The organism is Hymenobacter sp. PAMC 26628, assembly GCF_001562275.1.
Taxonomy (GTDB): domain Bacteria; phylum Bacteroidota; class Bacteroidia; order Cytophagales; family Hymenobacteraceae; genus Hymenobacter.
In genome coordinates this window covers 4457999-4479051 of the sequence record NZ_CP014304.1, presented here as the reverse complement: position 1 = coordinate 4479051, position 21053 = coordinate 4457999, and the positions used below count along the sequence as shown (strand labels likewise).

At 65.8% G+C, this 21053-nt stretch carries 20 protein-coding genes; 9 read left to right on the top strand and 11 right to left on the bottom strand.

The window, feature by feature from the left end; all coding sequences use genetic code 11:
• The first annotated feature begins 197 nt into the window (after positions 1-197).
• A complete protein-coding gene (locus AXW84_RS19375) occupies positions 198-743 on the top strand; it encodes a hypothetical protein (protein WP_068237121.1) in 546 nt (181 codons plus the stop codon).
• A gap of 9 nt (positions 744-752) precedes the next feature.
• Here AXW84_RS19375 and AXW84_RS19370 read toward each other — a convergent pair whose 3' ends face one another.
• Positions 753-1439 (bottom strand): HAD family hydrolase, encoded by a 687-nt coding sequence (locus AXW84_RS19370; protein WP_068237115.1) that lies wholly within the window; start codon positions 1437-1439, stop codon positions 753-755.
• Between the two features lie 140 nt (positions 1440-1579).
• Here AXW84_RS19370 and pafA point away from each other — a divergent pair, with 140 nt between their 5' ends.
• From pafA to AXW84_RS19355, 3 genes are all read left to right on the top strand, one after another.
• Positions 1580-3304, top strand: coding sequence for an alkaline phosphatase PafA (gene pafA / locus AXW84_RS19365; RefSeq protein WP_071892931.1), 1725 nt, complete (start codon positions 1580-1582; stop codon positions 3302-3304).
• A gap of 182 nt (positions 3305-3486) precedes the next feature.
• Entirely contained in the window at positions 3487-4038 is a 552-nt protein-coding gene (locus AXW84_RS19360) for an inorganic diphosphatase (protein ID WP_068237107.1), read from the top strand.
• Between the two features lie 75 nt (positions 4039-4113).
• Entirely contained in the window at positions 4114-4962 is an 849-nt protein-coding gene (locus AXW84_RS19355) for a hypothetical protein (protein ID WP_068237105.1), read from the top strand.
• A 27-nt stretch (positions 4963-4989) separates the two neighbouring features.
• Here the strand turns inward: AXW84_RS19355 and AXW84_RS19350 are convergent, their stop codons facing one another.
• The 4 genes from AXW84_RS19350 to AXW84_RS19335 form a co-directional block, all read right to left on the bottom strand.
• Positions 4990-5691, bottom strand: coding sequence for a ClpP family protease (locus tag AXW84_RS19350; protein WP_068237103.1), 702 nt, complete (start codon positions 5689-5691; stop codon positions 4990-4992).
• 98 nt (positions 5692-5789) lie between these two features.
• A complete protein-coding gene (locus AXW84_RS19345; protein ID WP_068237098.1) occupies positions 5790-6071 on the bottom strand; it encodes a hypothetical protein in 282 nt (93 codons plus the stop codon).
• 4 nt (positions 6072-6075) lie between these two features.
• A complete protein-coding gene (locus tag AXW84_RS19340) occupies positions 6076-6654 on the bottom strand; it encodes an RNA polymerase sigma factor (protein ID WP_068237095.1) in 579 nt (192 codons plus the stop codon).
• Between the two features lie 97 nt (positions 6655-6751).
• On the bottom strand, positions 6752-8260 hold the full coding sequence (locus AXW84_RS19335; protein WP_068237090.1) for a bifunctional ADP-dependent NAD(P)H-hydrate dehydratase/NAD(P)H-hydrate epimerase: 1509 nt from the start codon (positions 8258-8260) through the stop codon (positions 6752-6754).
• A 43-nt stretch (positions 8261-8303) separates the two neighbouring features.
• Here AXW84_RS19335 and AXW84_RS19330 point away from each other — a divergent pair, with 43 nt between their 5' ends.
• The 3 genes from AXW84_RS19330 (at position 8304) to sdaAA (ending at position 10400) form a co-directional block, all read left to right on the top strand.
• Complete coding sequence (locus AXW84_RS19330) at positions 8304-8843, top strand: RBBP9/YdeN family alpha/beta hydrolase (RefSeq protein ID WP_068237087.1); 540 nt, start codon at positions 8304-8306, stop codon at positions 8841-8843.
• Between the two features lie 91 nt (positions 8844-8934).
• Positions 8935-9405 carry a peptide-methionine (R)-S-oxide reductase MsrB gene (gene msrB, locus AXW84_RS19325; protein ID WP_068237082.1) on the top strand — a complete coding sequence of 157 codons (471 nt, stop codon included), beginning with the start codon at positions 8935-8937 and terminating at the stop codon, positions 9403-9405.
• 92 nt (positions 9406-9497) lie between these two features.
• Entirely contained in the window at positions 9498-10400 is a 903-nt protein-coding gene (gene sdaAA / locus AXW84_RS19320) for an L-serine ammonia-lyase, iron-sulfur-dependent, subunit alpha (protein ID WP_068237079.1), read from the top strand.
• A 16-nt stretch (positions 10401-10416) separates the two neighbouring features.
• Here the strand turns inward: sdaAA and AXW84_RS19315 are convergent, their stop codons facing one another.
• The 5 genes from AXW84_RS19315 to ispF all read right to left on the bottom strand — a co-directional run bounded on the left by AXW84_RS19315 (position 10417) and on the right by ispF (position 16971).
• Positions 10417-11481, bottom strand: a complete 1065-nt coding sequence (locus AXW84_RS19315; RefSeq protein WP_068237074.1) for a hypothetical protein — start codon at positions 11479-11481, stop codon at positions 10417-10419.
• Positions 11482-11531: 50 nt separating this feature from the next.
• On the bottom strand, positions 11532-12911 hold the full coding sequence (locus tag AXW84_RS19310) for a lactate utilization protein B (protein ID WP_068237071.1): 1380 nt from the start codon (positions 12909-12911) through the stop codon (positions 11532-11534).
• A gap of 69 nt (positions 12912-12980) precedes the next feature.
• On the bottom strand, positions 12981-14648 hold the full coding sequence (locus tag AXW84_RS19305) for a M28 family peptidase (protein ID WP_157887130.1): 1668 nt from the start codon (positions 14646-14648) through the stop codon (positions 12981-12983).
• Between the two features lie 24 nt (positions 14649-14672).
• Entirely contained in the window at positions 14673-16325 is a 1653-nt protein-coding gene (locus AXW84_RS19300) for a M28 family peptidase (RefSeq protein ID WP_068237068.1), read from the bottom strand.
• Positions 16326-16488: 163 nt separating this feature from the next.
• Complete coding sequence (gene ispF / locus AXW84_RS19295) at positions 16489-16971, bottom strand: 2-C-methyl-D-erythritol 2,4-cyclodiphosphate synthase (RefSeq protein ID WP_068237065.1); 483 nt, start codon at positions 16969-16971, stop codon at positions 16489-16491.
• A gap of 130 nt (positions 16972-17101) precedes the next feature.
• On the opposite strand from ispF, the gene AXW84_RS19290 reads away from it, so the two are divergent.
• Complete coding sequence (locus AXW84_RS19290; protein WP_071892330.1) at positions 17102-19741, top strand: DUF5686 and carboxypeptidase regulatory-like domain-containing protein; 2640 nt, start codon at positions 17102-17104, stop codon at positions 19739-19741.
• Positions 19742-19905: 164 nt separating this feature from the next.
• Here the strand turns inward: AXW84_RS19290 and AXW84_RS19285 are convergent, their stop codons facing one another.
• On the bottom strand, positions 19906-20208 hold the full coding sequence (locus AXW84_RS19285) for a hypothetical protein (protein ID WP_068237058.1): 303 nt from the start codon (positions 20206-20208) through the stop codon (positions 19906-19908).
• Positions 20209-20333: 125 nt separating this feature from the next.
• On the opposite strand from AXW84_RS19285, the gene AXW84_RS19280 reads away from it, so the two are divergent.
• Positions 20334-20960 (top strand): hypothetical protein, encoded by a 627-nt coding sequence (locus tag AXW84_RS19280; protein ID WP_157887129.1) that lies wholly within the window; start codon positions 20334-20336, stop codon positions 20958-20960.
• The last annotated feature ends 93 nt before the right edge of the window (positions 20961-21053 follow it).

The window sequence follows — 21053 nt, the reverse complement described above, 5'->3', positions numbered from 1 at the left end:
AAATGCGTGTTTAGAGATGGCAAAATGCCAAAAAATGTATATTTTAGCAAAAAAATTCACCTACTGCTGTCCAAAGGCCTTTACCCAATGGTCGCAGCCTCTACCTCTCATCCGTTCGAATCCAGTTAAGAGGAGAACTAGGGGCCCATTCTTTTTTCGCCAAGTCCCGTCCGGTGCGGGCAAATCCTATTTGGATCATGCAGAACCAGTTTTTTGAGGTGATTTCTGGTGCTAAGGCGCACATGCCCCGCTTTGTGGCCAACGACTATGTTGCACAGCAGGCTCGCATCGAGCCCGATGATTTCCGCCCACAGCTACACCTGACGTTGCACGGGCCCGATGGCTTATCGTCGGGCACACTGATTCGCTTCGAGGGCGAAGCCGAAACCACGGCGGGGGCCCTGCGGCTGTCGGTCCGCTCGGGAGCTGTGGCCTATGCCTTGCCGTTGGCTCAACTCACAAATTCGACCACGGTAGCGCTGAGCGTGGCCGGCCTGGCCCCGGGGCGCTACGCGCTGTGGGCCGATGCCCTATATAATTTTTCGGCGACGGCCATTTGGCTAGTGGATGCCTACGCCGGCGTGCGCGTGAACCTGCGGCAAGAGCCCGGGTACGTGTTTACTGCTGTGGCGGCGGCTCCGGGGCGTTTCTGGTTACACTTCCTGCCGCTGGATTTGGGCGAGTACTCGACGGCCCCAGAAATGCTGCGGGCCTTGGTGACCCCGGGCTGGGCGCAAGCCTAACGCCCTTGGCTAGCGGCGGTGCGGCCGGGGCCCTACCGGCTGCGCCTGCCAGGCGGCCAGCAACCCGGCAGGGGTGAGGCCGGTGAAATCTTTGATGGCCAACAACGGGGCCTGAAAAGCCTTGGCAGGCAGCGACGACGTGACGGCCACGCAGCGCATACCGGCCCGGTAAGCAGCTTGCTCGCCCAGCACGGCATCTTCAAACACCACGCAATTGGCGGGCGCCGCGCCCAGTTTGCGGGCCACTACGGCGAAAGTATCGGGGTGGGGTTTGCCTTTGCTGACGTCATCCTCGCCCACCACCGCGTCGAAGTATTGTCGCAACTTCAAGTGGTCGAGAATGTAGCTTAGCGTGGGGCCCCCGGAGCCGGTGCCCAGGCCGATGGGGTGGCCGGCGGTGCGGGCGGCTTGCAGGAACGTGGTGAGGCCAGCCGTGGCGCGGCGCTTGCCCCAGTACAGGGTGCGGTAGAGCAACTCGCGCTGGGCAGCGTACTCTTTGAGCTGCTTGGCAGGCACGGGGTGGCTGAAAACCGACGCGAGGATGTCGGTGGCGGGCATCCCGTTCAGGCGTTTCAGCAAAGTGCGGGCGTTGGTGGCCAGGCCCAGGTCGCGGAACAGCAGTTGGAAAGCGCGGGCTTGGTAAGCGGTGTTATCGACGATAACGCCGTCCATGTCGAAGATGAGGGCGGGCTGCAACGGGAAAGTGCTTGAGTAGAAGGTAGGGCCCCAAAAGGCAAAACGTCTACGAAACTTAACAGCGGGGGGCTGGACGAGGCCAAAAACCGGGCAGTACCTTTGCCCCTTCTGGCGCCGCGGTGGTGCTATTGCCCCTGCCCTTGAAAAAAAATATTGCCTCCGCCTTGTTCTTGGCTGCCGCGTTGCTGGCGGGCCCTGTCTTCGCCCATCGGTCCGGCCCGGTGCCCGTGCCCCGCCCCAAGCTCGTGGTGGGCATCGTGGTGGATCAGATGCGCTACGACTACCTCTACCGCTACTGGGAGAAGTTTGGCAGCGGCGGCTTCCGGCGCCTGCTGGGGCAGGGCTTCAGCTACGCCAGCTGCCACTACAACTACGTGCCCACCTACACGGGCCCCGGCCACAGCAGCGTGTACACGGGCACGACGCCCGCCAACCACGGCATTGTGGGCAACAACTGGTACGTGCGCGAAGACGGCAAAAGCACCTACGTAACCGAAGACAAGACCGTGCAGGCGGTGGGCGGCTCGGCGGCGGCCGGGCAGCAGAGCCCGCGCCACTTGCTCACCACCACCATTACCGACGAGCTGCGGCTGGCCACCAATTTCCAGAGCAAAACCATTGGGGTGTGCATCAAAGACCGGGGCAGTATTCTGCCGGCCGGGCACGCGGCCAGCGCCGCCTACTGGTACGATGGCACCAACGGGGCCTTCATCAGCAGTACCTTCTATACCAAGGCGCTGCCTGCGTGGGTGAACAAGTTCAACGCCGCCGGGCACGCCGCCGAGTACCTCAGTAAGCCCTGGAATACGCTGCTGCCGCTGGCCCAGTACACTGAAAGCACGCCCGACGACGAGCCCTGGGAGGGCGCATTCAAGGGCGAGGAGCGGCCGGTGTTTCCGCACGACCTGCCCCGGCTCAGCGCCGGGCTACCGGCCGTGGTGAGCGCCACGCTGAAGGCCACCGGCGAAACCGCGCCCAAGGCCACGCCCCAAAACCTGGACCTGATCCGCTCCACGCCGTTTGGTAACTCGCTCACGGCCGACTTTGCCATTGAAACCATCCGGGCCGAGCAAATGGGCCAGCGTGGCCAAACCGATTTCCTGGCCCTGAGCTTCAGCAGCACCGATTACGTGGGCCACCAGTTTGGCACCGCGGCCGTGGAAACGGAGGACACCTACCTGCGCCTCGACCAAGACCTGGCCCGCGTGCTGGACTACCTCGACAAAGCGGTGGGCAAAGACCAGGTGCTGGTGTTCCTCACCGCCGACCACGCCGCCGACCAGTCGCCCGGCTTTTTGCAGGACCACCGCCTGCCCGGAGGCGGCGTGGGCCCCAACGTCATGCGCGACTCGCTGCAGCGGGCCCTGGTGCGCCGCCACGGCCCCGGTGCCTGGGTGCTCGACTACGAAAACCAGCAGGTGTACCTCAACCGCCCGCTATTGGCTCAGAAGGGCCTGGACTTGGCCAAGGTGCAGGGCGAGATGGCCGAGCTGCTGCTGCGCCTGCCCCACGTGGCGCAGGCCATCACCGCCACCGACCTCCAGCGCGGGCACTGGAGCGAGGGCACCGGCATGTACCAGGAAAACGGCTTCTACGCCCCGCGTTCGGGCGATGTGCTGGCTACACTGGAGCCAGGGTGGCTCGAAGCCTACGGCTTTCCCGTGGTGAAGGGTACTACGCACGGCGCTTCCTGGGCCTACGACACCCACGTGCCGCTGCTGTTTTGGGGCTGGGGCGTGAAGCACGGCGAGTCGGCCGCGCCGGTAAAAATTATCGACATAGCCCCCACCGTAGCGCAGTGGCTGCACATCCAGGAGCCCAGCGGGTGCACCGGCACGCCGCTGCGCGAGGTGCTGGGCCGCTAAGGCCGGGGCCCCAGGGGTAAGCCCTAACCAACCCGGGGCGTGTTTATTCGTTGTAGGCACATTCGGCCGGGGCCCAGTAACTTGGAGCCCCGTTCCGGCAACGGGGCCGGGCGCTTTTGGTATTTTCTGCATCCGCCGGGCCCCCACTACCTTTTTTGATTTCCCTATTTCCCCATCCCTGAATGACCTCCCACTTTAACCCCTGGCACGACGTGTCGCGCGGCGACAACCTCCCGCACACAGTGCAATCCATCATTGAAATTCCCAAAGGCAGCAAGGGCAAGTACGAACTCGATAAAGAAAGCGGCTTGCTTAAGCTCGACCGGGTGCTGTTCTCAGCCGTTCACTACCCCGCCGCTTACGGTTTCATCCCACAGACGTACTGCGACGACCACGACCCACTCGACATCCTGGTGCTGTGCTCGGTGGACATTCCGCATATGTGCGTTGTGGAGGCCAAGGTCATCGGCGTGATGCAGATGCTGGACCAAGACGAGGAGGATGACAAGATTATTGCCGTGGCCGCCCACGACGTATCGGTGAACCACTACAACGAGCTCGGCGACCTGCCGCCCTACCTCATGCTGGAGATGCAGCGCTTTTTCGAAGATTACAAAGCCTTGGAAAAGAAGCACGTAGAAGTAAAGCAGTTTCTGGGCCGCGAAGATGCCTACCGCATCATCAACGCCAGTATCAAGCTTTACGAAGACACCTACGGCGACGGCAAGCGCTAAGCGCGCCGCCTGCTCACGCATATTCGACGGCCCCGGGGCGAGCAGTAGCTTGCTTCGGGGCCGTTCTTTGCGCCCATGGTCCGCCGCCCGTTGCCCCTGCGCCTGCTCGATGCCGTGCTCTACAGCAGCGCGTGGCTGGCCGCGGCTGCCGCCGCCCAAACGGCGGCTACCCTGCGGCTGTGGCCCGCGCCCGGGGCCCCGGGCGGGCGCGTGGTGGCGCTGGTATTCGCCGCCACCCTGCTCGTGTACAACCTCGACGCCGTGCTGCCCTTCAAGCACCGCGAGCCGGCCGGCGCCTCGGGCCGTAAGGCTTGGCAGCAGCGGCACCGGGGGGCCCTGGCCGCGCTAGCCGTTGCCGCCGCGCTGGGCGGCGCCTACTTGTTTTTTGCCGACGGCTGGTGGCACTATTTGCCGCTGCTGGTGCCGCTGGCGGCGCTGGCACTGCTGTACTCGTGGCCGCTGGGGCGGTGGCGCGGCCGGCCCCGGGCCCTACGCGACGTGCCGCTGCTGAAGGTGTTCCTCATCGCCGGCGTGTGGTCGCTCATCACGGTGGGGCTGCCCGTGCTGGCCCTGCACCGGCCCTGGGCCGAGGCCCAAGGCTTGCTCGACCAGCGGTTTTTGCTAGTGCTGGCCCTGGCCATCGTGTTCGACATCCGCGACTATGGGCGCGACCGGGCGGCGGGCACCCGCACGTTTCCGGGCGTGCTGGGGGTGCCAGGGGCCCGGTGGCTGGCGCTGGCGCTGCTGGCCGGCGCCATGGCCCTGGGCCTGTGGCGCGGCGCGGCCCCACTGGCCGTGCTGCTGCCCGGCCTGCTGGCTGCCGCCGTCATCGCCACGGCCGATGAGTCACGCGGCGACTATTTCTTCGCCCTTCTCACCGACGGTTTACTGCTGGTGCAAGCCGCAGCGTATTTCATCTTTTGAACGGCGTCTCCGCTGAAGTGCAAGTAGTTAATCAGCCGGCTTGCGCGTCAATACTTCGTCGATGAGGCCGTATTCCTTGGCTTCGTCGGCGCGCAGCCAATAGTCACGGTCGGAGTCGTCGTGGATTTGCTGGTAGGTTTTGCCGGTGCGCTCGGCGTAGATGCCGTAGAGTTCCTGCCGGAGTTTGACCACCTCGCGGGCCGTAATTTCTATGTCGGCCGAGGGCCCCTGCACCCCGCCCGAGGGCTGGTGAATCATGACGCGGGCGTGGGGCAGGGCCGAGCGTTTGCCGATGGCGCCGCCGCACAGCAAAAATGCTCCCATGCTGGCCGCCAGCCCGGTGCAAATCGTGGCCACGTCGGGCGTCACGTACTGCATGGTGTCGTACATGCCGAAGCCCGCGTACACCGAGCCGCCCGGTGAATTGATGTAGAGCAGAATGTCTTTGCGTGCATCGGCCGATTCCAGAAACAGCAATTGGGCGTTGATGATGTTGGCAATGTTGTCGTCCACGGCTTGGCCCAGGAAGATGATGCGGTCCATGATCAGGCGCGAAAACACGTCGATTTCGGCGAAGCGCGTGGGGCGCTCCTCAATCACCGAGCGCGTCATGCCCGTGATGGCGCGGGGCCCCGTGCCGGCCAAGTGCCGGAAGTATTGGTCGAAAAATAACCCGTTGACGCCGCGGCCGTGCACGGCAAATTTTCGGAATTCTGTTTGATTGCGCATCTAAAAGGAAGAAAATGGGCGCGCAACGGCCACCCAGGGCCCCAGCCGTGGGGCCCCGGCCGCAACGGCCCAGGGTGAAAATCAGGAAAAATAGCCGCCTAAGACTGCGTGCGACGGCCCCAGCGCGCAAAGACCAAGCGCAGGCCCGCCGCAGCGGCCGTCCACGCCCACCGCCCCACCCGGGGACTGTACAGCGTTTGGTGAATGGCGGCCAGCTCGCGGCGCAACTGCCGCTGCCCGGCCATGTACAGGGCCCCGTACGCTTGGCGCTGGGCCTCGGCGTCGGCTTCCAGGGCGGGGCCGGGGGCGGGCCGGGCCGGGCCAGGGCCCCCCAGCAGGTGCTGCTCGATGCAGCGCAGGTGTTCGAGTTCGGCGCGCATGGTGTCAGCGGGGTAAGGCGGCGCGCACCGCGTTGCGCAGGCGCTCCAGGCACTTGAACTTCTGCACCGTGGCCGACCGCACGCTGCCGTATTCGTGGGCCGCTGCGATTTGCGCCAACGGCTGCCGGAAATAGTAGAAGGCCAGCAAAATGCTGCGGCATTTCTCGCTCAGCTGCTCCACGTAGGCCAGCACGGGCAGCGGCTCGGTGGCTTCTTCCGCGGCCGGCCCGGCTTCTTCGGCGGGGCGGTGCTGGGCCGCGGTTAGGTCGGCGCGCGGGTGGCGGGCGCGGCGGTCCAGCTCGCGCAGCCACAGGTTGCGGCACACCGCTACCAAATAGGTGCCGGGCGCGGCGGTCAGGTCCAGGGCTTCGCCCACCACCTTTTCGTAAAAAACAACCAGGGCGTCGTGGAACACGTCTTGGGCGTCTTGGTCGGTGCCTCCGCGCCGCAGTACGTGCCGCCGCACCGCCGGAAACGTGTGCTGGTAAAGCCGGGTCAGGGCGCGGGTGCGGTCGGCTAGCAGCGGTTCCCGCAGGCCAGTGGCTACGACCGGGGCATCGGGCAAAACTTCGGGCAGGTTCATAGCGGGCACGGAAGATGGGTTGGTTATTAATCCGGTCTTTGGGAAAATATCACCGCCGGCGCACAATAAAAATTCAGGGCCCGGGCCCAAGCCCCGCTCAAACCGTCAGCGCCTGCAAGGCCGGCCCGATGTGCGCCACTAGGTCGCCGGCGATGAGGCCGGCCTCGCCGGTTTCGGCGGCGGCCAGGTCGCCGGCATGGCCGTGGGCCAGCACGGCGAGGCGGGCGGCGTGCAGGGGCCCCAGGCGCTGGTCGGCGCGCAGGGCTAGCACGAGGCCCGTCAGCACATCGCCGCTGCCGCCGGTGCCCATGCCGGGGTTGCCGGTGCTGTTGAGGTACACCTGGCCGTCGGGGGCCCCCACGGCGGTGTAGGCGCCCTTAAGCACCACTACGCAGCGGTATTTTTGGGTGAAGGCGCGCAGCAAATCGAGGCGGTGGTAATCGTCGCGGGCCTTCTCGGTGAGGCGCGTGAACTCGCCGATGTGGGGCGTGAGTACCGTGTTTTCGGGCAGCAAGTCCAGCAACTCGCGGTGCGCGCCCAGCAGGTTCAGCGCGTCGGCGTCGATGATGAGCGGCACTTTAGCCGTCCGCAGCAGCTGCTCCAGCACAGCGCGGGTGGCGGCTTCCTGCCCCAGCCCAGGGCCGATGCCCACGGCCTGGTAGGGCCCCAGGTCGGGCAGTCCGCTGATGAAATCGGCTTGCGCGTCCGTTAGGCACATGGCCTCGGGGCGGGTGGTTTGGAAAATGTCGTAGCCCCCGCCGGGGAGGTGCGCCGTGAGCAGGCCCACGCCGCCGCGCAGGCAGGCGCCCGCGCTCAGCACCGCCGCGCCCATCTTGCCCCGGCTGCCCGCCAGCAGCAGCGCGTGGCCGAAGGTGTTTTTGTAGCCGAACTTGCCGCGGCGCGGCAGGGCCACTTCGGCGTCGCGCAACTGGGTGAAGTGCCAGGGCGTATCGGCCTGGTCGATGAAATCCTGGTCCAGCCCGATGTCCAGCACGTGCCACTCGCCTACGTACTCGGCGTTCTGGGGCAGCAAAAACGCCAGCTTGGGCAGCCCGAAGCTGAGGGTGTAGTCAGCGCGCACCACCGGGGCCCCGGGGTCGGGCTGGGGCCCGTCGGCCAGCAGGCCGCTGGGCAGGTCCACGGCCACCACGCAGGCCTTGGCTTGGGTGAGGTGCGCCACCACGGTCGCCTCCAGCCCACCCAGTGGGCGCGCCAAGCCGGTGCCAAACAGCGCGTCAATAACCAGGGCCCCGGGCGCGATGGCCGGCAGCGCATTGGTGGCCAGCTCGGCCACCGGCACGCCGCTGGGCAGGTGCTGGCGGTTATGCTGCCAGTCGGCCGAGTGCTGCGCGGCGGGCAGCAGGGCCACGTGCACCGCGTAGCCCGCCGCGTGCAGCAGGCGGGCCAGGGCCAGGCCGTCGCCGCCGTTGTTGCCGGGGCCGCACAGCACCAGGATTTCGCCGGCCCGGGCGTGGGTGTAACGCTGCGTGAGCCACCCGGCCAGGGCCCCAGCGGCGCGCTCCATCAGTTCAACGGACGTGATGCCCTGCGCTTGCATGGTGGCCTGGTCGAGCTGGCGGGTTTGGGCGGCGGTGAGGATTTTCATGCGGCTATTAACGCGTGAAAAACTGCCGAGGCTACTTTTGGTGATGCAAAAACCTGCCCGCGTCTTCATCTTGCCCGGCCTCGGCAATTCGGGGCCCCGCCACTGGCAAACGTACTTCGAGCGCCTCCACCCCGAATTCATTCGCATCGAGCAGCGCGACTGGGACACGCCGGACCGCGCCGAGTGGGTGAATACGGTGGCGCAAGCCCTGGCCGGCGAAGACCTGAGCCGGGTGGTGCTGGTGGCCCACAGCCTGGGCTGCGCCACGGTGGCGCACTGGGCGGCGCAGCACGGGCAAGCCATTCGCGGGGCCCTGCTGGTGGCCCCCAGCGACGTAGAAACTACCCGCTTCGCCGCGTTTCCAACCACGGGCTTTGCCCCTATCCCCTTGCAGCGGCTGCCGTTTGCGAGCACGGTGGTGGCCAGCAGCAACGACGAATGGATGAGCGCGGCCCGGGCCCAGCAGTTTGCTACGGCGTGGGGCAGCGAGTTGGTGGGCCTGGGCCCGGCGGGCCACGTCAACGCCGACAGTGGCCACGGCGATTGGCCCGGGGGATTGGCGCTGCTTCGCAAATGGCTGTAGGGCCCCAAGAAGGGTAGGAATAAACTTCCCGGCGAAAAATTGCGTTTTGTACGCGATACTTTCCTTTGCTTCAACGCCAAAACCATCCCATATGCAAACCTGGAACGACGTCATCCGCCTGGCCAACCACGGGGCCCCCGCGCCCCCCCGCCGCGTCGAGAAAACCGCCGCCGAGTGGCGCGCCCAGCTCACTGCCGAGCAGTACCACGTCACGCGCGAGCACGGCACCGAGCGCGCCTTCACCGGCGAGTACTGCGAAGCCCACGAGGCTGGCCTCTACGCCTGCGTGTGCTGCGGCACCCCGCTCTACGATTCGCGCACCAAGTTCGAGAGCGGCACGGGCTGGCCGAGCTTCACCCAACCTGTTGAGGAAGATGCTATTCGCTACCACAAAGACAGCAGCTACGGCATGGTGCGCGTGGAGGTGCTCTGCAACGTGTGCGACGCCCACCAAGGCCACGTGTTCCCCGATGGGCCCGCGCCCAGCGGCTTGCGCCTGTGCATCAATTCAGCCAGCATCAAGCTGGTGACGGAAAACGCGCCGCTGCCTTCGGCCGCGTAGGTTTCGGGGCCCCCGACCGTACTTTTAGGCCCCGGCTTGGCTTCGTGCTGGCCGGGGTTTTGTTTCTTCCTCCCGCGCTTTTCCCACCCGCCATGTCGCTCTTGTTCACCGATTTTGCCTCCTGGCAAGCGCATTGCGCCGCCACGGGCGCGCCACTGCACCAGCCGGTGCTCGACTACGAAATCGAGCAGAAGGGCCGCACAGAGGACGAAATCTGGGCGGGCCTGCAGCGGGCCTACGACGTGATGCGCGACGCCGTGCACGAGGGCCTCACCGGCGACATGACCTCGCGCTCGGGCATGATCAACAACGGGGCGAAGAAAATTGCTGCCTCGCCCGTCACCGTGCTCTCGCCCGAGTTCAAGCAGCTGATTACGCGGGCGTTGGGAGCCAAGGAGGTGAACTCGTGCATGGGCCGGGTGGTGGCCGCGCCCACGGCGGGGGCGTCGGGCATCTTGCCGGGCGTGCTCGTCACCATCCAGGACATCCACAAACTCTCCGACCGCCAAATCCTGGAAGGGCTGCTGGTGGCGGCCGGCATCGCCCTCATCATCGAGCAAAACGCCTCGCTGGCCGGGGCCGTGGGCGGCTGCCAGGCCGAAACTGGCTCGGCGGCGGCCATGGGCAGCGGGGCCATCGTGTACTGCCTCGGGGGCCCTGTCGAGCAGGTGTTTGCGGCGGTGGCCGTCACCATCCAGTGCATGCTCGGGCTGGTGTGCGACCCCGTGGCGGGCCTGGTGGAAGTGCCCTGCGTGGTGCGCAACGCCTCAGCGGCGGCCATCGCCTTTTCGTCGGCCCAGATTGCCATTGCCGGCATCGACCCCGTGATTCCCGTTGACCAGTGCGTGGCAGCCCTTGGTGAGGTGGGCCAGAGCATGGAAACGCGCTACAAGGAAACCGCCCTTGGGGGCCTGGCCAACACCAAGCGGGGCCGCGAAATCGAGAAAATGGTGCTGGTGCAGGACGTCAACATCCTGCCCGACGACGAGGGCTAGCGTGCTCGCTGGGGCCCTATAAAGACCGGGTTTCGGGCGACATCGTGAGTTCGGCCAAATAATTCAGGGCCGGTGCGTAGCGCTTGCGCCGCTCCTGGAACTGGGCCCAGGCGGTGGCCCGGTCCGGGCACAAGGACACACCGAGGGCCGCCAAATCGTTGAGGGCCTGGGAAAACTCGGAGTGTGCGGGGTCAGTGCCGGGCTCGGGGCCAGGCAGCTCGGCTGAAGGAACAGCGACGGCTTTGACGTCAAAAAAGCGGTACACCCGGTTCATCGCCAGGGAGCCGGCCTTGAAGGTCAGCTCCATCTGGCGGGTGTGGGGCACATCAAGGGCCGAGAATATCAGGTTGGCCGTGTCCAGAATCAGCCCCGCCGTCATCACCCAGGAGCGGCCCGGCTGTGGCGAGCGGAAAAAGCTGAGGATGGGCAGCGAAGTGTGGCTTTCCTCTATTTCCACGAACCACTGCTCCCACTCGGCCCATTGAAGGTCGTCGTCGGCCAGTGAGCCGCTGGAATTTAGCCAGTCGATAAGGTGGGTGGAGGTGGCGGGCGTGCCGGCGCGCAGCTCTAGGCGTGACACCGTTACCTCGCGCCGCGAAAACGCTTGGTAGAGCGTGGGCAGGTACGAGAGCAGTAGCGTGAGCAGCAGCAGCCCCAGCGTGGCTTCGGAGTAGTTGAAGATGTTGATGAGTAAGCCGTTCTCACTCGTGGTGCCCAGCGTGAGCAGCGAGCTGCCGCTCAACTCGTAGCACTTCAGCCACGAGTCGAGGCCCAAGGCCCAGTAGATGGCGGTGTAGCCCAGACACACCAGGGTCAGCCACGCGATGGGCAGCGCCACCAGGGCCACGGGCGCGTAGTGGGCCATGATTCGGTCGCGCCGGGCGTAATTATTGGCACGGCTGGCGGCGAAGTCGAAAAACAGGCGAATGGCGGAGAAAATGTGGTTGTTCAGCCGCACCGATTCGCTGCGGGGCAGCACAAACGAGCGCACCGCCGCCGACAGCGTAATGACGACCTGCACCGTCCCGGCGGCGCCCGCTAGCAGGCGCAGGGCTGGATGCAGTAAATTTTCTAAACTCATGGCAGCCTCTAACGAATGCACCGCTCAAAACGCTGCCATCTTAGACAATACTAATGAGAAGTGCGCGCCTTCCACAACTCCCCGAACGATTGGGGCGCGGCGGCCAGGGCGGCGCGGCGCTTGCTCCAGCCCACTTGGTCGAGCAGGCGGCCCAGGCTCCAGTCTTTTAGGGCCCCGGGCAGCACGTTCAGGGCCCAGCGGTGCTGCATGCTCCAGCGCCAGAGGCCGATGGCGGCGCGCTCAGCGGCCGGGGCGTGGCCCTCGCGCACGGCCTGCTGGCGGTTGAGCAGCAGTAGGTTGTGCAGCGGGATGCGCACTGGGCACACGCTGGTGCAGGCCCCGCACAGGCTGCTGGCGTAGCTCAGGTGCATGTGTTCGGGCAGGCCGCTCAGGTGCGGGCTGATGACTGAGCCGATGGGCCCCGAGTAGGTGGTTTCGTAGGTGTGGCCGCCGATGTTTTTGTACACCGGGCACACGTTCAGGCAGGCCCCGCAGCGAATGCAGCGCAGCGCGGCCCGCTTGTCGGGCTGGGCCAGCAGGTTGGTGCGGCCGTTGTCGAGCAGAATCACGACCATCTCCTCGGGGCCGTCGGGCTCGCCGGGCTGGCGGGGCCCGAAGTACACCGTATTGTACACGGTCACCTGCTGGCCGGTGCCGCTGGTGCTCAGCAGCGGCCAAAACAGGTCGAGGTCGGTGAGCTGCGGAATGACTTTCTCGATGCCCACCACGGCAATGTGCAGCTTCGGGAACGTGGCCGACAGGCGGGCGTTGCCCTCGTTCTCGGTCACGGCCACGCCGCCTTCCTTGACCACCAGGAAGTTGCCGCCGGTGATGCCAATTTCGGCCGCCGTGTACTTGTCGCGCAGCAGGTGGCGGGCCGTGAGCACGAGCTGCTGGGCATCGTCGGTGCTCTCGGTGCCCAGGTGCTTCACGAAAATGTCGTTGATGTCGGCCTTGCTCAGGTGCATGGCGGGCGTCACGATGTGGTAGGGCCGTTCGCCGTTGAGCTGCACGATGTACTCGCCCAAATCGGTTTCCACCGACTCGATGCCCTTGCCCGCCAGGTACTGGTTGACGTGGATTTCCTCCGTGGTCATGCTCTTGGCTTTCACCACGGTGCGGGCCCCGCGGGCGTCGGCCAGCCGGCCAATTTCGGCCAGGGCCTCGGCCGCGTCGCGGGCCCAGACAACCCGGCCCCCGCGCGCCGTAAAGGCCGCCTCGAAGGCCAGCAAGTGCTCATCAAGCGTCTCCAACACCTGCGCCTTTAGGTAGGCGCCCCGGTCGCGGGCCAGCTCGTGGTCCTGGAAGTGGTTCATGCCCAGGGCCACGGCCGCGTCGTACTTGCCGATGTTGAACCGGATTTTGCGGCGGTGCTCGCGGTCGAAGGCTTTGGTTTCGGCGTCGACCTGAAATTGCTGGGACTTGATCATGGCGCGGGCGGGACAAAAAAAGCAGGGCGCGGTTTGGCCGCGCCCTGCATAAAGCTACTTTAAAACTGGCTACGGTTTGTTGGAATCCACCACCGGGCGGTTGTCGCGGTTGGCCAGCTCCCAGGCGGTGTGGAAGATGAGCTGGTCGCGGCGGGCCATGGCCGGGAAGTTAATTTTGTCCACCTCGTCGGTTTCCTTGTGGTAGTCGGCGTGCAGGCCGCTGGTGTAGAAGGCCACCGGAATCTTGTGCTTGGCAAAGTTGTAATGGTCCGAGCGGTAGTAGATGTGCTCGGGGTCGTTGGGGTCGTTGTACTTGTAATCCAGCGCGATGGGGTTGTACTTCTGGTTCGTGGCCTCGCTCACGGCGTTCAGCTCCGACGAGAGCTTGTCGGCCCCCACGATGTACACGTAGTCGCCCTTGCCCTCGTGCTCGGGGTCCACGCGGCCCACCATGTCGATGTTCACGTCGGCCACGGTGCTTTCGAGCGGAAACACGGGGTGGTCGGTGTAGTACTGCGAGCCGAGCAGGCCCTCTTCCTCGCCCGTGTTGGCCAGGAATAAAATGCTGCGCCGGGGCCCGTGCCCGTCCTTCTTGGCCTGCACAAAGGCATCAGCAAACGAGAGCACGCTCACCGTGCCCGAGCCGTCGTCGTCAGCCCCATTGAATACCTTGCCGTCCTTCACGCCCAGGTGGTCGTAGTGGGCCGACATCACCACCAGCTCGTCCTTCTTATCGCCGCCTTCGAGGTAGCCCAGCACGTTTTCGGTCGCGAGCGGTTCTACCTTGCGCGGGGCGGCGAGAGTGGTTTTAGTAGGTTTGAAGGACGCTTTCACCGGCTTGCCGGCCGCAGTGGTGGCGGCTTCGTACTTCTTCAGCGTGGCTCCGTTGGTGTGCAGCAAGGCGTAGGACGCGGCGGGTCCCAGTCTGAAGGCCGCTGTACGCTTCGGGGCCGTTTGGCCGGCCGCTACCAGGCGCGGCTGCTTGATGTAGGACGCCACGCGCTCGAGGGTGGTGGCAAAGTCATCAGCATTCGTGTCCAGAATCAAGATGCTACGGGCCCCGTGTTTGGTAGCGGCCGTCACCATATTGCCAGGGCCCGTAAGCTTCACGGACTTGCCATCGGTGCCGAGTAAGGATTTGCCTTGGGCGTCCAGTGGCTCACCGGCCAACACAATGACGTCCTTACCGGTCACGTCGAGGCCAGTATAATCGGAGTAATTTGGCAAATCCAGGCCGTAGCCCGCGAACACGAATTGCAACTCCGTTTCGGTTGGGAAGGGCGAGTCGCCGGAAGCCGAGTAGAAATCTTTGCCCCATTGGAAAGCCTGTTTGCCCACCTTCAGGCTGATACCATCGCCCCAGCTCCGGCTTTCCAGCGTGAAGTGCTGGATGTAGGCGTTGTCCGAGCCCTGCACGGGGCCCGCCAGGCCCAGGGCCGTGAAGCGCTTGCTAATGTAATCGGCGGCCATGCGCTGGCCCTTGGTGCCGGTTTCGCGGCCCTCGTACTCGTCCGAGGCCAGCACGCTCAGGTCTTTGCGCAGGCCGTCGGGGGTGATGCTGGCGGCGTAGGGCACCGACCAATCGGTGGGCGGGGCCGGCGCGGCCGCGGGGGCGGGCGCCGCCGCGGTGCGCCCGGGCTTCGACTTGATTTTTACCTTGCCGTGGGGGCCCTGCTGGGCCAGCACCGCCGTGCCCAATAGGGCCCCGGCCAGCGTCATAATGAGCGTGTTGCGCATGGATTTGGGAAAAGAAAAAAGGGATTAAGGCTTGTTTGAGTCAACCAAAATACGCACGTCGCGGTTGGCCAGGGCCCAGGCGGTGTGGAACACGAGCCGGGCGCGCGCCTCCATTTTGTCGAACTGAATCTTGGCGATTTCGTCCGTTTCCTGGTGGTAATCAGCGTGCACGCCGTTGAAGAAAAACGCCACCGGTACGCCGTGCGCCGCGAAGTTGTAGTGGTCGGAGCGGTAGTAGAAGCGGTTGGGGTCGGCTGGGTCGTCGTACTTGTAGTCGAGGGCTAGGCGCGTGTACTGCTGGTTCTCAGCTTCCACCACCACCTTCAGCTGCGAGGCCAGCTTGTCGGAACCGATGACGTATACATAGTCGGGCTTGCCCTCGTGGGCGGGGTCGGTGCGGCCAATCATGTCCACGTTGAGGTCGGCCACGGTGCTGGCGAGCGGGAACACCGGGTGCGCCGCGTAGTACTCCGAGCCGAACAGGCCCTCTTCCTCGCCCGTCACGCTGAGGAACAGGATGCTGCGCCGGGGCCCGTGCCCGTCCTTTTTGGCCTGGGCAAAAGCCTCGGCCAGGTTGATGAGGGCCGACGTGCCCGAGCCGTCGTCGTCGGCCCCGTTGTACACCTTGCCGTCGATAACGCCCAGGTGGTCGTGATGGGCCGACACGACCAGGATTTCGTCCTTCTTGTCGGTGCCTTCCACGAAGCCCAGCGCGTTTTCGGTGCCGATGGACGTGCGCGTTTTGGGGGCCCTAATTTTTAGGGCCCCGGGCCGGAAGGGCGCGGCCAGCGGCTGGCCCTTGGCGGCGGTTTGGGCCAGGTACTTGGCTACCGCGGCGGCGTTGGTGCTCAGTAGTTTGTAGCCCACGGCCGGCGCTAGGTAGAACACCGGCGGGCGCTGGGGGCCCGTGCTGGCCAGCGCCAGGGTAGGCTGGGCCAGGGCGGGCGCGATGCGGGCGGCCGTCTTCTCGAAGTTGCCGTTGGGCCGAAAATCGACGAAGAAAATGCTGCGCACGCCCTTGGCCAGGGCGGCGGCCAGCTTGGCGCGGTCGTCGCGGCCCCAGCGGGTGGCGCTGCCGTCGGGGGGCGCGAGCAGAGGCTTGCCGCTGGCCGTGGTGGGCTCGCCCTGCAAAATCAGCACGTCCTTGCCGGCCACGTCCAGCCCTTCGTAATCAGAATAGCCGGCCTGCTCGATGCCGTAGCCCACGAACACGGGCTGCACTGTCGTTTCCAGGTCGAAGCCCGCCGAGCCGCGGCCGTAAAAATCGTTCGGCCACTGGTAGCGGGCACTGCCCACTTGCAACGTGGCGCCCGGGGCCCAGGCCACGCTTTCGAGCTGGAATTTCTGAAGGTAGGGGCCCCCCGCGTCGGGCCCCGGGCCAGCCAGGCCGGCAGCCTGAAACTGCGCGGCTACGTAGGTGGCCGCCAGGTGCTGGCCTTTCTGCCCGGTTTCGCGGCCTTCGTACTCGTCCGAGGCCAGCACGCTCAAGTGGGTGCGCAGGCGGTCGGCTGTTACGAGGTCGGCGTAGCGCAGGCTCCAGTCCACCAGGTTGGCGGGTGGGGCTCCCAGGGTGGGCATCACGCCAGGCTTGGTCTTGGTTTTGACCTTGCCTTGGGCCCCCGCCGGCGCGGCCGTCGCCAGGGCCAGCAGCGCCGGCAACAGGAGTTTTTTCAGCATTAGGAGGGGGGAGAGTGGTCGGTACTTTGACCGTCATGCAGAGCGCAGCGAAGCATCTTTCCCGCGTCAGTAAACCCAATCGAGTGGATTAGCGACGCGGGAAAGATGCTTCGCTGCGCTCTGCATGACGTTCTTTTTGCCAAAAACTTGCCAAGAAACCGGGCTAGATAAACTTGTAAATCAGCACGGTGGCGTAGGCGGCCACGCCTTCCTGCCGGCCCACGAAGCCGAGCTTTTCGGTGGTGGTGGCCTTGATGGACACGTCGTCTTCGGCAATGCCCATGACGGCGGCCAGCACGCGGCGCATCTCCGGGATGTGGGGGTTCACCTTGGGCTGCTCCAGGCACACGGTCGAGTCGATGTTGCCCACTTCGTAGCCTTTTTCGCGCAGCAAGCGCAGCACTTCGCTCAGCAAGCGCTTGCTGTCGATGCCCTTGTACTGCGGGTCGGTGTCGGGGAAGTGGAAGCCGATGTCGCGCAAATTGGCCGCCCCCAGCAGGGCGTCGCAGATGACGTGGATGAGCACGTCGGCGTCGGAGTGGCCCAGGGCCCCGTGGGTGTGGGGCACCTGGATGCCGCCGAGCCAGAAGGGCAGGCCCTCGCGCAACTGGTGAACGTCGTAGCCGAAGCCGGTGCGGATTTTCATAACGCAGCGTATAATAAGAGAGTAGGAGAGCGGCAAAGGTATTGGTTGCCGGGCCCCGGCAACCCTTGGGCGCCGCAGCGAATCAACGTACTTTGGGACGGTTTCCGCTCACTCGGTTTTTTGCTTGTTTATGAGGTTGGTTTTTGCGCGCAGTTGGTGGTGGGGGTGGTTGCTGCTGGGGGCCCTGGGGGCCCGGGCGGGCACCGTGAAGGGCACCATCCGCGGGGCCGACGGGGCCGGGCTGGCCTTCGCCAACGTGTCGGTGCGCGGCGACGCCACCAGCACCGGCGCCAACGACCAGGGCCAGTACGCCCTGCGCCTGCCTGCCGGGCGCTACGAGCTGGTGTTCCAGTACGTGGGCTTCCGGCCGCGCATCGAGCCGGTACGGGTGCCCGGCGGCGACTCCACCACCGTGCTGAACGTGCAGCTGGCCCCCGAGGCCTACAGCCTGGGCGAGGTCACGGTGCGCTCCTCCGACCGCGACCCGGCCTACGCCATCATCCAGCAGGCGCAGCAGTGGCGGCCCTACCACCGGCGCGAGGTGGCCGCCTTCCGGGCCCGCCTCTACAGCAAAAGCCTGGGCCGCATCCTCGAAACGCCGGGCAAAATCATGGGCGTCTTCAAGCTGGGCCCCGACATCAAGACAGGCATTTTCTACCTCTCCGAGAGCCTGTCCGACATTGCCTTCACCCAGCCCAACATCGTCAAGGAAAGGATGTTGTCGAGCCGCGTGAGTGGCGACTCGCGCGGCATCAGCTTCAACCGGGCCAGCGCGGGCCGGGGCCTCAATTTCTACGACAACCTGATAAAGTCGGGCTTTTCGGAGCGCGGGTTCGTGTCGCCGATTGCGGCCAGCGCCATGCTGTTCTACCAGTACGAGCTGGTGGGCAGCACCCGGCAGGCCGACGGGTCTTTGGTGCACAAAATCCGCGTCACCCCGCGCCGCCGCACCGACCCTGTGTTCAGCGGCTTCGTATACATCGTGGACGGCTTGTGGCGCCTGCACTCCGTGGATTTGAACCTGGGCAAGGAGGCCCAGCTCGACTACGTGGACGGCCTGCACATCGGGCAAATCTTCGCGCCCGCCCCCGGCAACCCCAACGTGTGGGTGATGCAGTCGCAGGAGCTGCGGGCCAACCTCTCGGGCCTGGGCTTCAAGGGCTCGGCCTACATCACGTCGGTGCTGTCGAACTACGCCGCCGTGGTGCCCACCTACCCCGCGCCGCCCGTGGCCCCGGTGGCCGCGCCGGCCGCGCCCGGGGCCCCCGCCGCCCGCGAAACCGCCGCCGACATCCGCAAGCTGAAGCCCGACCTGCGGGGCCTGGGGGCCCAGGTGCGCCGCCAGGTGAAGCGGGCCCAGCGCGACTCGCTGCGCGCCGACCCGCTGGCCCGCATGCCCCGGGGCGAAGTGCAGCTGGTGGAGAAGGGCGTGAACGAGCGCGACGCCGCCTACTGGGCCCAAATCCGCCCCGTGCCGCTCTCGGCCGAAGAGCAGAAGGACTACCGCACCAAGGACAGCACCGAGGTCATCCGCCGCTCGCGCCCCTACCAGGACTCGATGGACCGCAAGCGCAACAAGTTCGAGCCCATCAACCTGGCGGTGGGCGGCTACACCTACCGCAACTCGTTCAAGCAGACCAGCTTCACGGTGGAGCCAGTGGCCAACGTTTTGCAGTACAACACCGTGGAAGGCGTGGTGGCCAACGCCCGCGTGGCCTACGTGCGCCGCACCGACGACAAGCGCTTCCTGTCGCTGGCACCGGTGCTGCGCTACGGTTTCAGCAACCAGCAGCTCAACCCCAGCCTGGCCCTGGCCTGGCAGCTCGACCCGGTGGTGACGCGCCAAATTGGCCTCGTGGCGGGCCGCACGGTGGAGAATTTCGACCGCAACTCGCAGCTCACGCCGGCCATCAATTCCATTTATACGCTGCTGGCCAACCGCAACTACGCCAAGCTGTACCGCCGCGACGGCGCGGAAATTACTTTCCTCACCGAGGCCGTGAACGGGCTCACGCTGCGCACTTCGGCCAGCTACTTCGACCGCCGCGAGCTGTTCAACACCACCGACCGGCTGATTGTCGACGTGAAAGACCGCGCCTTCACGCCCAACCAGCCCGTGGCCGAAGAGGCCCCCGGCGGCACCGGCTTCGGCCAAAGCAAGGCCCTCACGGTGGGCCTGGGCCTGGACTTCAAGCCCGGCCAGCGCTACATCAACCGGCCCGATGGCAAATTCAACCTGGGCTCGAAGTGGCCCACCTTCAGCGTGCAGGGGCGCCTGGCCGTGCCGCACGTGCTGGGGGCCGACGTACGCTACCTGCTGCTGCAAGCCGGCGTGGCCCAGCGCATCGACCTGGGCCTGCTGGGCGCCAGCACCTACCGCGTGAACGTGGGCGGCTTCGTGGGTAAGCAGGAGGGCCTCACCTTCGCCGATTTTCGCCACTTCTCCGGCAACCGCACCCTGCTCACTGGCAACTTTAGCGATTTTCAGCTGCTCGACTATTACCAGTACAGCACCCGCAGCGCCTACCAGGAGGCGCACTACAGCCACCATTTCAACGGCTTCATCTTCAACAAAGTCCCGCTGCTGCGCCAGCTAAAGTGGCAGGAGGTGTTCTCCCTCAACTACTTGCACACCGCCCAGGCCGGCCACTACGTGGAGCTGGGCGCGGGCATCGAGCACATCTTCAAGGTGCTGCGCGTCGATTTCTACACCGGTTTGCAATCGGGCCAGCGTACTGGCACGGGCATCCGGGCCGGGTATGGCTTTTAATTGGAAGTAAGAATCGGGGGGCGGGCTGCCGGCTTTTCGCCGGCTGCCCACTAATGGTTGCGCCCAGTTGAACGAGCAGTTTGAGGCCCCTGGGAGGCCGGGCAGTAGTTCGGCAATTACCGAGCAGCCGGCGAAAAGCGGACAGCCTGGGCACACCGGCACTGCTACTTTACTTCCTCAAAATCAACGTATTCGCCTATGCGGTCAGTGCCCGTGCGGGGTGTGCTGGCGGTGGGCGGCACGTAGTCGACGTGCACCTGGCCGGGGGCGGGCGGCGGGCCGGCGGGCGGCGGGGGGCCCTGGGGCCCAAACGGCCCACCGTTCATTGGTCCGAAGGGGCCTCCGCCTTGCTGCTGGGCCTTGTGCACCTGCTGGCGCACGAAGCCGCTCAGGGCCGCCCGCATCAGGTTGGGCAGGATGTAGCGGATGAAGAAAAACGAGAGCAGCAGAATCAGCCAGAAAGACATACGCGAAGGTAGGAAACGGGGCGTTGGGGCCCATTGGTACCATAACGAAGGTGGGTGTATATTTGGTTTAACCCCCGCGTGGTCCGCCCGGGGTAGAGTCGTAATTACCGCTTAAATATTCGGTTATGCGCCACTTATTTTGGAGTATGTTGCTGGCCGGCCTGCTGCCGGCTGCCGCCGCGCAAGCCCAGCGCGTGTGTCCCGGCTACGTGGTGCTGGCCAACGGCGACAGCCTGCGCGGGGCCGTGCACCTGACCAGTGACTTTGAGCAGCAGCAGTTTGTGAAATTTATTCCGCTGCACGCCACCAGCACCAAGCCCCTGCGCCTGACCGATGCCGAGGTGGTGGCCTACGGCTACGTGCAGGGCTCCGACACGGTGCGCTACCGCAACTGCGGCCCCGAGCTGGCCTCGGCACCCGTGGTACTGGCGGCGGGCCAGCGGGCCGCGCTGTTTCCCATTTCGCGGCTGCGGCTGGGGGCCCTGCTGCGGGTGCTACAGGCCGGGCGGGTGCAGGCCTACGAGCGCTACATGCCCATCCGGGGCGGTAACTCGTTCTTCCGCGACGTGCTGCTGCGCACCGGCACGGGCGCCTTGGTGGGCACGTACTGGTGGAACTTCCGGCCCCGGGCCGCCGAGTATTTCGCCGATTGGCCCGCCTTGGCCGACGACCTGCGCGCCGGCCGCTACCCGCCCCGGGCCCTGCCGCAGGTGGTGCGCCGCTACAACGCCTGGTACGGCCACGGCCGCTGAGCCCAGCCGGGTCCGAAAAAATGTGGGCCCTGAAACCTGGTTTTTTCGGTCAACGCCTTATCTTTGCGCTCCCAAGTGGCAATTGGCCACCGG